At 40.1% G+C, this 5,028-nt stretch carries 2 protein-coding genes; both read right to left on the bottom strand.

Annotation, left to right across the window (positions count from 1 at the left end; genetic code table 11):
- Positions 1-345: 345 nt before the first annotated feature.
- Positions 346-654, bottom strand: coding sequence for a DUF3467 domain-containing protein (locus EJ995_RS05235; protein WP_126446328.1), 309 nt, complete (start codon positions 652-654; stop codon positions 346-348).
- Positions 654-4,961, bottom strand: coding sequence for a DNA-directed RNA polymerase subunit beta' (gene rpoC / locus EJ995_RS05230; protein ID WP_126446326.1), 4,308 nt, complete (start codon positions 4,959-4,961; stop codon positions 654-656). The genes EJ995_RS05235 and rpoC overlap by 1 nt, the downstream gene beginning before the upstream one ends.
- Positions 4,962-5,028: the final 67 nt, after the last annotated feature.

The following is a 5,028-nucleotide window of genomic DNA, read 5'->3' as shown; positions in this document are numbered from 1 at the left end:
ATAGACATTTTTTAAAACGACCCTTGGATAGGGTTTTACCTACTAAATTAAGTATATCTTAACTGAAATCTTTAATTATTCCTAAGATTAACGAAACGTATCGCTTAAGATCAGATATAATCGACCAAACACTGGTAAGAAAAACTTATTTAGTAGTACACCTTTTAAAATCTTGTTTTGAGGCGCATGAGCAGGCTTAATTTTAGCTTATGGGTGTTTCTATATGAAATATCTAAAATAGCCTTAGAAGCGACTCAATGGTGTCGCAAAAACCAAAGCTATCGAATTTTCTTATGAGGAATATATATAAAATAAAAAAGCCTGATGATAACATCAGGCTTTTGATTATGCTTGACCCGTCGGGCCAAAATTTAATGGAATAGGAGGTTTATCATAGTCCTTAATAGTCCCATGCATTTTTTCAAACTTTTGAACATTATCAGACAGCGCCATTGCTAAACGTTTAGCATGTTGAGGAGTCAATATGATCCTTGACTTGATTTTACTTTTTGGATTACCTGGCATGATATTCACGAAATCAACAACAAACTCTGAAACTGAATGATTGATAATGGCCAAATTACTGTATTGACCTTCTGCAACCTCTGGATCTATTTCAATGTTGATTTTGTGATCTTTCCTCTCCTTACTCATTAATTATAGTTTACTTGTGGTTCGTCCTTGCGTTGCAGTAAATTTTCAAATTCTTCTTTACTACCTACGATGATATCATCATAGTTACGCATTCCAGTACCAGCTGGTATTCTATGTCCCACGATTACATTCTCTTTCAGTCCTTCTAGGGTATCGACCTTACCGCTAACCGCAGCCTCATTCAATACTTTAGTAGTTTCCTGGAATGATGCAGCACTAATGAAAGATTTAGTTTGTAGTGATGCGCGTGTAATACCTTGCAACACAGGCTCTGCTGTTGCTGGTTCTACATCTCTTGCAACTACCGCATTCTTATCTTCTCTCTTAAGTTTACTATTTTCATCGCGCAGTTGTCGTGGAGTGATGATTTGCCCTTCTTTCAAGGTATCAGAATCACCAGCACTTTCAACTACCTTCATACCATAAAGTTTATCATTCTCTTTGATAAAGTCTTCCTTGTGAACCAATTGGTTCTCCAAGAATACACCATCACCTGGATCAACGATCTTAACCTTACGCAACATTTGACGTACAACAACTTCAAAATGTTTGTCATTGATTTTCACACCTTGTAACCTATATACTTCTTGTACCTCATTTACTAGATACTGTTGAACAGCGCTAGGTCCTTTGATAGCAAGAATATCTTTAGGTGTAATAGAACCATCAGACAACGGCATACCTGCTCTAACATAATCATTCTCTTGTACTAAGATTTGATTAGATAGTTTTACTAGGTATTTCTTAACCTCATCAGTCTTAGAAGTCACGATAATTTCACGATTACCTCTTTTGATCTTACCGAAAGAAACGACACCATCAATCTCAGTCACTACTGCTGGATTAGAAGGATTACGCGCTTCAAATAATTCAGTAACTCGAGGAAGACCACCGGTTATATCACCTGCTTTGGCAGATTTACGTGGTATCTTAACAAGCACTTTACCTACTTTGATCTTCTCATCATCATTTACCATCAGGTGAGCTCCGACTGGTAGGTTGTAACTTATTTGTGTTTCACCTTTCGTGTCAACAATATGCAACGTAGGGATCAACTTTTTATCACGCGAATCAGAAATTACTTTCTCCTCATATCCTGTTTGCTCATCAGTCTCTACCTGGAAGGTTGTTCCTTGAATGATATTTTCAAACTTGATCTTACCAGCAAATTCTGAAATGATCACACCGTTAAAGGCATCCCATTTAGCAATCAGATCACCTTTCTTAACCTTGGCTCCAACCTTTGCATACAGCTCTGATCCATAAGGGATATTATTGGAGTTAAGAAGAATTCCCGTCTTAGGGTGCATTAATTTAGCCTCAGCTGTACGAGATATTACTACCTCTACTGCTTTACCATCACTACTCTCACCTTTGACTGTTTTCAAGTCATCGATTTCAAGGATACCATCGTTTTTAGCAACAATCGTATTCTCTTCGGAAACGTTACCTGCAACACCACCCACATGGAATGTACGTAGTGTAAGCTGTGTACCAGGCTCACCAATAGACTGTGCTGCGATCACACCTACAGCCTCACCTCTCATTACCATTCTATTAGTAGCAAGGTTGCGGCCATAACATTTTGCACAAACGCCTTTATCTGCTTCACAGGTAAGCGGAGAGCGAACTTCTACTGACTCAAGATCTGACTCATCAATTACATCAGCGAGTTGATTTGTAATCAATTCACCAGCTGCAACGATAACATCTTGAGTTGCAGGATCTACAACGTCATTCAAGGCAGTACGCCCTACTACACGAGCACCAAGGCGCTCCATTACTTCTTCATTCTTCTTGAGCGGTGCCACCTCGATACCGCGTAATGTTTCACAATCAACCGTATTGACGATTACATCTTGTGCAACGTCATGCAGACGACGAGTCAAGTAACCAGCATCTGCCGTTTTAAGGGCTGTATCTGCAAGTCCTTTACGAGCACCGTGCGTTGAGATAAAGTATTCAAGGATTGAAAGACCTTCCTTAAAGTTAGAAAGAATAGGGTTTTCAATAATCTCGCCACCACCAGAGTTAGACTTTTTAGGCTTAGCCATAAGACCACGCATACCAGTCAACTGTCTGATTTGTTCCTTAGATCCACGTGCACCAGAGTCAAGCATCATAAACACAGAGTTAAATCCTTGTTGATCTTCTCTAATGTTCTTCATTGACAATTCAGTAAGTTCTGCATTTGTTGCAGTCCATACGTCAATTACTTGATTGTAACGCTCGTTTTGAGTGATGAGACCCATACCGTAGTTACCACGTATGGCGTCTACTTTCTTATTAGCATTATCAATCATAGATTGCTTTTCTGCTGGGATCATAATGTCTCCTAGAGAGAATGACAATCCACCACGGAATGCAAATCCATAACCTAGATCTTTGATTTCATCAAGGAATGCTGCTGTTCTAGGAACATCAGTTACCTTAAGAATATCACCGATGATATCGCGCAGGGCCTTCTTAGTAAGTACCTCATTAATATAACCAGCCTCGTCTGGCACTTTCTCATTAAAGAGAACACGTCCAGCAGTAGTCTCAATGATCTCGGCTTTATAAGATCCATCTTTTTGCAATAACTTGATACGGCATTTTACTGGCGCATTAATGTCAACTCGCTTCTCATTAAATGCAATTACCAATTCTTCTGGACCGTAGAAGGTAAGACCTTCACCTTTGACGATGTGATCACCTTCTGATCTGCGCAACTTGGTCATGTAATATAGACCCAATACCATATCCTGTGATGGTACCGCAATTGGGCTACCATTGGCAGGATTCAAGATATTGTGTGATGCAAGCATCAACAGTTGTGCTTCCAGAATAGCCTCTGGACCTAGTGGTAAGTGTACTGCCATCTGGTCACCATCAAAGTCTGCATTAAATGCTGTACATACTAATGGGTGTAGCTGGATCGCTTTACCTTCAATAAGCTTAGGCTGGAAGGCCTGTATACCTAGACGGTGTAGCGTTGGCGCACGGTTCAACAGAACTGGATGTCCTTTCAGGACGTTTTCCAGAATATCCCAAACCACTGGTTCTTTCTTATCTATAATTTTCTTGGCGCTTTTTACCGTTTTAACAATACCACGCTCAATAAGCTTGCGTATTACAAAAGGCTTGTAAAGCTCTGCAGCCATATCCTTAGGAATACCACACTCATATAATTTCAATTCTGGTCCAACAACAATTACTGAACGTGCAGAATAGTCAACACGCTTACCCAGTAAGTTCTGGCGGAAACGTCCTTGCTTACCTTTCAATGAGTCAGAAAGAGATTTCAATGGACGATTAGAATCTGTCTTTACAGCGCTTGATTTTCTAGTATTATCTAAAAGTGAGTCAACTGCTTCTTGAAGCATACGCTTCTCATTACGCAAGATTACCTCTGGCGCCTTGATCTCCATCAATCGTTTCAAACGGTTGTTACGTATGATCACACGACGATACAAATCATTCAAGTCAGACGTTGCAAAACGACCACCATCTAGTGGTACTAATGGACGTAATTCTGGCGGTATTACTGGAACCACTTTCATAATCATCCACTCTGGATTGTTCTCACGCTTCTCGTTTGATTCCTTGAGAGCCTCAACAACTTGAAGACGCTTGAGTGCCTCCATCTTGCGCTGCTTTGACGTCTCGTTATTTGCCTTGTGACGCAGGTCGTAAGACAATGATTCAAGATCAATGCGTTGTAGAAGATCGATCAAACATTCTGCACCCATCTTTGCGATGAATTTGTTAGGATCGCTGTCCTCGAGATACATGTTCTCTTGTGGCAACGTGTCAAGAATGTTTAAGTATTCTTCTTCAGTTAGGAAGTCCATTTTTTGAACTTCTTCACCTTCTTCATTTTTTGCGATACCTGGCTGGATCACTACATATCTCTCGTAGTAGATGATCATATCCAGTTTCTTAGATGGTAATCCTAGTAGGTAACCTATTTTATTAGGCAAACTACGGAAATACCAAATGTGCGCCACAGGAACTACCAGATTGATGTGTCCTATACGGTCACGTCTCACCTTCTTTTCAGTTACCTCGACACCACATCGATCACACACGATACCCTTGTAACGTATGCGTTTATATTTACCACAGGCACACTCATAATCCTTTACAGGACCAAAGATGCGCTCGCAGAACAAACCATCTCTCTCAGGTTTGTGTGTACGATAGTTAATCGTCTCAGGTTTCAAGACTTCACCTCTTGATTCTGCAAGGATTGATTCTGGAGATGCAAGACCTATGGAAATCTTAGAAAATTTCTTCTGCGTTTGGGTTTCGTTATATCTAGCCATATTTATGGTACTATTTTAAGTTAGAAGTAGTGAGGATTGTCGCTATTTTGCTTTCGCGAAAGCTAAC

The organism is Nonlabens ponticola (assembly GCF_003966335.1).
Taxonomy (GTDB): domain Bacteria; phylum Bacteroidota; class Bacteroidia; order Flavobacteriales; family Flavobacteriaceae; genus Nonlabens; species Nonlabens ponticola.
The sequence above is the reverse complement of the archived record's forward strand: the minus strand, read 5'-3'. Positions and strand labels throughout refer to the sequence as shown.